The sequence below is a fragment of the Rickettsia senegalensis genome (assembly GCF_056135685.1).
The window spans coordinates 172411-179658 of sequence record NZ_JBVYTQ010000002.1; the positions used below are offsets into that span (position 1 = coordinate 172411).

The window sequence follows — 7248 nt, forward strand, 5'->3', positions numbered from 1 at the left end:
AAGCTTTATTTGAGAAAAGCGATATAATAAAAAATCTTTAGAATTAAGATTTTTTATTCTGGATCCCCGCTTTCGCGAGGAGGACATCGGGGTCTTTTCAAAAACTGTCCGGTACTATAGGTCAAGCCACGGGGTGACACAACGGGTTTTACCTGTCCATGCAATAACGCCTTTTATGGATAACGTGGAAAAGAACGTAGTGATATCGTGTTAATTACTAAAAAACTCATTCACCACTAATATATAACTTGTTTTTAAGTCTAAATCATAATCAACGGTATTATATATTAGCTTTTTTATGTCGGTAAATTTTTGTAGTAAATAGGAAGGATGCTTATTTGGCAGTTTATCAAAAATCTTATTTTCTAAATCTAGAAGCTCAATATTGACGTTAGCAGATTTTTTAAGAATTCTATTCAATAATAATAATAAATTATCAATAAAATCTAGCCATAATTCTCGGTCTTTAGTAGTAAAACGATTAATAAAATCTAACGTTTCATTATTTGCTATCGGCTGAATAAATTGAAGATATAATTCATTTATAGAATGAGGTTGAGATGAGCTAACATTAATTTTAAAGCATCTTGATCTAATTGTAGATATAATACTTGCAGCTCTTGAAGTAATTAAAAAAATGTAACTATTCTTTGGTGCATCTTCAAGAATTTTTAAGCATGAATTCGCCGCATTTAAATTCATAAGATCAGCCGCATAAATTACGGCAACTTTATAACCTGAAATTGCAGCAGTTTTACTTAAGAAATCTTGTAATTTTCTTATTTGTTCAATAGAAATATTTTTAGCATTAGATGTAGTTGAGGTTTCCCTAGCGATGAAATGATAATCAGGATTATTTTCAAGAGGAATGCTATTCTTAAAAAGCTTACTATATATAAAATCTTCTATATCTTTTAAAGATTGCTTTATATTTTCGGCTTCGATAAGCCAACTATTATATAGCTTATTATGTTTTAAGTTAAACTCTAGGCGTTCAATTATCATAAGTGGTTTATGCGTGGTTTCTCGTCATTGCGAGAAAATTGCATAGCAATTGACGAAGCAATCTCAGGAGTTTGTTACTATTTCATGAGATTGTCACGTCGCTTCGCTCCTCGCAATGACGATTTTGATCAACGTCACATTATTTATTAATTAATTACAAGCTTCTTTCATTTTTCTTCCAGCTCTAAAAGTAGGTTGATTGTAAGCATCTATTTTCATTTTTGCTCCGGTTTTTGGGTTACGACCCTCACGTGCTTTTCTATGATGTATTTCAAATGAACCGAAACCTGTTATATTAATATTATGGTGACTCTTTATGGCACTAATCACACTATCAAGAACTAAATTAAGTGCTTTCTCAGCATCAGCTTTTGTTAATGTTTTATGTGAAGCATGTTTATGATTATGACCATGGTCGGTCATAAATGCTATAAATTTGGTTTTATTCATTTTTTTTGGTTCTTTTTTGTTATGTGTACTCATAATAAAATCAACTCTCCTTTAATGGGTTAATATGTATTGATGTTTTTTTATAAAACAATATATACAACTGGCAATAATATACATCAATATATTTTTTTATGTGAGTTAATTATAACAAACTACCCACATACTGCAAATGCCAGTTATTTACAAAGTTTAAATATATACGTTATTATATTAATTTATAGAAAAATGTAGCCATTTTACATCAGTTATACTGTTAAAACTATCTTAATCAAGTCATTAAAGTGAAAATTTATCATTAAAACCCTAATTTATTGTCAATAGTAAATTACAAAAGCTAATTTCTACTTTTGTAAAAAATTATAAGTTTTTTAATAAAAACAATATATACTTAATTTATATAATAAGTTGGAAACCATCTTTCACCTTTTATATAGAATATTCTTAACCGAATAGCAGATTTATGTAATAATTCGCTATTCACATTAATTTAGAATAGAATTTTTAAAGAAAAATATATTAAATCCAATGTTATTGTCTGAAATTTGTATTAAACGCCCTGTCTTTGCCACGGTTTTGAGTTTGGTTATCGTAGCTCTTGGAGCAATTTTTTTTACCAAACTACAAATTAGAGGAACTCCGGATATTTCAGTTCCCATTATAAATGTCGAAGCTCATTATGAAGGTGCCGATGCTTTATATATGGAAAAAGAAATAACGACGCGTATAGAAAAAGCTTTAAAGACGGTTAAAAATTTAGATTATATAACTTCTCAAAGTTCTACAGGCGAAAGTAGTATTACTTTATCATTTTTATTATCTACCGATATTGAAGTAGCATTAAACGATGTTCGTTCTAAAATATCCGATATCACTTATATGTTTCCGCAAGATATGAAAGCTCCGTCGGTTGCAAAACTTGACGCCGATAGTTTCCCAAGCCTCTTCATAAGTGTTGAAAGTGATCAATATAGCGATTTAGAATTAACAAAGATCGTTGAAGATAATCTACAAACACCTTTAGATAAACTTGAAAGTGTAGGACAATCACAAATTTACGGCGGTCGGGAATATATAATGAGAATAGAACCTGACTCCAAAAAATTATATCAACATAAAATTTCTTTATTGGAGATTGAATCTGCAATAAAAGAGCAAAATAAAGATTATCCCGCAGGTACGATTAAAACAAAAAGTAATAATTTTATAGTCACCCTTGAAGGTTCTTTATCTACACCGGAAGAATTCGGTAATATTATTCTAAAAGTACAAAACGGAGGTATCACAAAATTACGAGATATAGCGAAAATATCTTTAACTTCTCCCGATGAGGACATACTGTTCAGATATAACGGCAAAAGCTCCATTGCTCTTGGTCTTATAAAAGAATCAAAAGCTAATGTCATAGATTTATCAAATGAAGTAACTAAAGAGCTAGAAAGAATTAAAGAATCCATGCCCAAAGGAATAAGTATGGGTATCGCATATGATGGAGCAACACCTGTAAAAGCATCAATTTATGCGGTATTTCAAACAATTTTTGAAGCTTTAATATTAGTAGTTTTAGTCACTTATTTATTTCTTGCTTCTGCTAAAATTACCTTAATTCCATTTGTGACGATTCCGGTATCATTGATCGGTACTTTTAGCGTAATGTATGCTTTTGGATTTTCTATTAATATATTTACGCTCCTTGCTATGATACTTGCTATAGGTTTAGTCGTCGATGATGCGATAGTTATGCTTGAAAACATTTTTAGATATAATGAAATGGGGCATAAACCCATGGAAGCAGCTTTACTTGCTTCTAAAGAAATCGGCTTTGCAATCATTGCTATGACTATTACGCTTGCTGCCGTATTTTTACCCGTCGGTTTTATAGAGGGTTTTATCGGGAAATTATTTATTGAATTTGCTTGGACTTTAGCATTTTGTGTTTTGTTCTCAGGATTTGTTGCTTTAACTTTAACTCCTATGATGTCGAGTCGTATGGTTACAAAACATAATACGGACTTACCGAAATTCTTAGTAAAGTTTAACGACATTCTACAATTTATTCAAAATAAATATATTTACTATCTAAAGCTAACTTTTGACAATAAAAAGAAATTTATCATCATTATTGCATCATCTTTTATAGTGCTGATTATTAGTTTTAAATTTACTCAAAAAATTTTCGCACCCCAAGAAGATGACGGATTTTTACAAATTTCTCTTAAAGGACCCGAAGGTTCTAGTTTAGAATCCTCTACTAAAGTAGTGAAAGAAGCCGAAAAAATCCTTGCTAATTATAAAGATATATTAGGTTATCTGATGGTAATAGGTGCAGGCGGTAGTGATAATGTTTTTGGATTCATTCCGTTAAAAGATTGGGGTGAGCGCTCTCGTTCCCAAGAAACTATTAAGAATATGTTAAATAAGCAGTTTTCCGGAATACCGGGCATGTCGATTTTCGCTATGGATCCACGTTCAATGGTTAGCGGGAATGCAAGTAGCCCTATCGAGTTTACTATTCAAACGAACCTTGAATATAATGATTTAGATAAAATATCACAACAATTTATTGATATAATGAAAACAAATCCTATTTTCTTAAACGTCAATAGAAATTTACAATCGGCAATGCCGACTATAAGTATAGAAGTCAACCGTGATAAGGCTTATTTATACGGAATGGATTTAGCAAATATAGGCAAAACGGTGCAATATTTACTTGCAGGTCAACAAATCGGGGATTTTAGAATGGGTAATGATTTATATGACGTTATATTACGATTTAATCAAAAAGATCGAAAAGATATTAGCGATTTTAGTAAAATTTTAATCAGGGCAAAAAATAATAATATGTTACCGCTGGAATCAATAGCCAATATTACAGAAAAAATATCAGTGAAATCATATAGTCATTATAATAATTCAAAATCCGTTACTATTTCTTCCGATCTTGCTCCTGATGGAAAAATTAATGATGCAATTAATGAAATCAATAAAATAGCCGCTCAGTTACTCGACCCTAGTAATACTATAATTGAATATATCGGCGAAATTAAACAAATGAGAGAGGCAGACAGTAATATGCTTATAACATTTGTATTCGCTCTTGTATTTATCTATTTAGTGCTTGCAGCTCAATTTGAAAGCTTTACTGACCCTTTATTAATATTACTCGCCGTACCTTTCTCAATAACCGGCGGTGTACTTGCTCTCTGGCTTGCCGGTAATAGCCTTAATATGTATAGTAATATAGGACTTATTACTTTAATTGGATTAATTACTAAGAATTCTATTATGATAGTAGAATTTGCTAATCAGCTAAGAGAAAAAGGAGTAAAGGTTCAAGAAGCTATAATAGAATCCTCAAAACTTCGCTTGCGTCCAATTCTAATGACTACCCTTGCTGCTGTAGTGGGAGCTTTACCTCTAGTCTTTGCAGATGGAGCCGGTGCTGCTGCTCGTAATTCTATAGGCTTTGTAATAGTTGGAGGATTAAGCATCGGTACTATATTTACAATTTTTGTTATACCTGTAATATATCAAACTTTTAAGAAGGAATAATAAATTATAGAATTATAAAATTTAGTAGACATATAGCTCAAAATGAGAAATGATTATTTTATATACTCGATGAACTTCAAAAATTGGCTACGTTATTCTACAAGTTCTGCGGTGCTCACGTATTAAGTATACGCTCCACTCCTCGCCTTGTGAACTCCTTGCTCTTTTTGAAGTTGATCTTCGTATAACTACCATTCATTTATTCGTAGTATACTAATTAACAAAAGGTTTTATATGCTAATAAATACTTCTAATAATCCGCTTATTACTACTATACATTTATTATCTTCTATAGGTGCTGTAAATTGGGGCTTAGTCGGATTATTTAATTTTAATTTAGTCACACTTTTATTTGGCTCATTTCCAATTATTGTTACAATACTTTATATAATTATAGGCTTTTGTGGTGTATATTCTTTCCTTTGTTTAGGTAAGCTATTTTGTAAACCCGGAATAGAAAAGGTGAGGTAACTCTCTCTTTTCGTCATTGCGAGGAGCGAAGCGACGTGGTAATCTCATGCCAAATTCCTGAGATTGCCTCCGCTCTCTGCTACGCATCTCCTCGCAATGACGACTCAGGTATTCATGCGGGCAATACCTAGCGACAATGACGACTTAACAACCTAACTTGTGCTATAGCAGTTATTGCTGCTGTTTCAGCACGTAATATATTATTTCCTAAACTTACAGATTTTGTATTCTTATATGAGGCAAGAAGTTCCAGCTCATCATTAGTAAAGCCTCCCTCCGGTCCTATAATAATAGTTATATCACTATTACTAAGTGATGATAAAATGCGTAATATAGAATTTTCTTCTTGTTCATGTTCATTAGCATATAACATCAAATTATTATTCTCTTTAAGGTAATCTTGTATTGTGATAGCTTTTTCAATTATCGGGGGAGTAAGACGTTCTGATTGCTCTGTTGCCTCAATAACACATTTCGTTAAACGTTCGATATTTATCGTTCTAAATTGACACCGCCCAGTAATTAAGGGAATAATTTTAGTTATACCGAGTTGCGTAGCCATATTTATTGCAAGCATTAATTTATCTTGCTTTATTATAACAGCAGCAAGAGTTAACGCAGATTCTGTATATGGCTTTTTTAACTGTTCTTTAAGCCTAACCGATAGGTTATGCTTACCTATATCGGTAATTTGTGCTAAAAATTCTCCATCCGTACCGTTAAAGATACGCAAGCTATCATTTACTTTAAGACGTAGCACCGTTTTAACATAATGCACATGATCATTTGCTAATTCTATCTTGCTATTTTCAGCTAAATGACTATTAATATAGATACGGTTATACTTCATATATACTCGATGAACTTGAAAAATTGGCGACAATGTCTTTATAAGTCCTCGGATGCTGAACGTTTATTATACGCTCCGCTCCTCGGCTTACAGCCTCCTTGCTCTTTTCCAAGTTGATCTTCGTATATCAACTCTTCACTTCGCAGGAGTGTTAATTATGGATAATAAAAAAGATAATATATCAGAAGAAGAAAAATTGCCAAAAGAAAAAGAAATCGGTGGCGTTAAAGGCTTAGAACCGACAAGATACGGTGATTGGCAGCATAAAGGTAAAGTAACTGACTTCTGATGGCTTTTTTCCAGCAAACAAAAATTTTACTCTATAAACCGCAAGAATTGTTTGATTTGGTCTGGGACGTAAAATCTTATCCTAAATTCTTGCCTTGGTGTTCTGCTTCTAGAGTTATTTCAGAAGATAAATATGAGATCATTGCTGAGTTAGTAATTCAGTTAAAAGGCTTTTCAGAAAAATATAACTCACGAGTTACAAGCGAAATAACAGATGATGGAATATATTTGATTAATACGGTAGCTATTTCAGGACCTTTTGAATATTTAAAAAGTACTTGGCAATTTGTTCCATGCACGGCAGGAACTGAATTAAGATTCTTTATTGATTTTAAAATGAAATCTGTAATACTGGATAAATTAATTGGCACTTATTTTACCAAAGCAACCGACAAAATGATTATAGCTTTTGAAAAGAGAGCTAAAGAGGTTATTAAATAAAAAGGGGTAAGATTATAGATCTATAATCTTACTCTTTAGAAAATTTTGTATTTAGTTACTAGGCAATATCAGATATATCCTTCATCTTTTTCATCTCCTAAGATTTGAGTTTGATCATCATTAAGATTATTATAATCAAGGCTATAAAACTGCTCTTCTTGCTCTTCGCTAGTACTAGAAGTGTGGTGGTT

At 31.7% G+C, this 7248-nt stretch carries 6 protein-coding genes and 1 pseudogene; 4 read left to right on the top strand and 3 right to left on the bottom strand.

Annotated features, from left to right (window positions below; all coding sequences use genetic code 11):
* Positions 1–210: 210 nt before the first annotated feature.
* The gene (locus AC0ODJ_RS08610; protein ID WP_218460737.1) at positions 211–1005 is read right to left on the bottom strand and encodes a DNA polymerase III subunit delta'; all 795 of its coding nucleotides are present in this window, start codon (positions 1003–1005) and stop codon (positions 211–213) included.
* A 150-nt stretch (positions 1006–1155) separates the two neighbouring features.
* On the bottom strand, positions 1156–1488 hold the full coding sequence (locus AC0ODJ_RS08615; RefSeq protein WP_218460738.1) for an HU family DNA-binding protein: 333 nt from the start codon (positions 1486–1488) through the stop codon (positions 1156–1158).
* Positions 1489–1980: 492 nt separating this feature from the next.
* On the opposite strand from AC0ODJ_RS08615, the gene AC0ODJ_RS08620 reads away from it, so the two are divergent.
* Both AC0ODJ_RS08620 and AC0ODJ_RS08625 read left to right on the top strand, forming a co-directional pair.
* On the top strand, positions 1981–5007 hold the full coding sequence (locus AC0ODJ_RS08620; protein WP_218460739.1) for an efflux RND transporter permease subunit: 3027 nt from the start codon (positions 1981–1983) through the stop codon (positions 5005–5007).
* Between the two features lie 234 nt (positions 5008–5241).
* The gene (locus AC0ODJ_RS08625) at positions 5242–5478 is read left to right on the top strand and encodes a DUF378 domain-containing protein (RefSeq protein WP_218460740.1); all 237 of its coding nucleotides are present in this window, start codon (positions 5242–5244) and stop codon (positions 5476–5478) included.
* A 127-nt stretch (positions 5479–5605) separates the two neighbouring features.
* Here AC0ODJ_RS08625 and AC0ODJ_RS08630 read toward each other — a convergent pair whose 3' ends face one another.
* Positions 5606–6328 carry a 16S rRNA (uracil(1498)-N(3))-methyltransferase gene (locus AC0ODJ_RS08630; RefSeq protein ID WP_218460741.1) on the bottom strand — a complete coding sequence of 241 codons (723 nt, stop codon included), beginning with the start codon at positions 6326–6328 and terminating at the stop codon, positions 5606–5608.
* Between the two features lie 116 nt (positions 6329–6444).
* Between AC0ODJ_RS08630 and AC0ODJ_RS08635 the strand changes: the two are divergent.
* Together AC0ODJ_RS08635 and AC0ODJ_RS08640 are read left to right on the top strand one after the other, a co-directional pair.
* A pseudogene (locus AC0ODJ_RS08635) lies at positions 6445–6617 on the top strand (DUF1674 domain-containing protein).
* Positions 6617–7057, top strand: coding sequence for a type II toxin-antitoxin system RatA family toxin (locus AC0ODJ_RS08640; RefSeq protein WP_218460743.1), 441 nt, complete (start codon positions 6617–6619; stop codon positions 7055–7057). The pseudogene AC0ODJ_RS08635 and the gene AC0ODJ_RS08640 overlap by 1 nt, the downstream one beginning before the upstream one ends.
* The last annotated feature ends 191 nt before the right edge of the window (positions 7058–7248 follow it).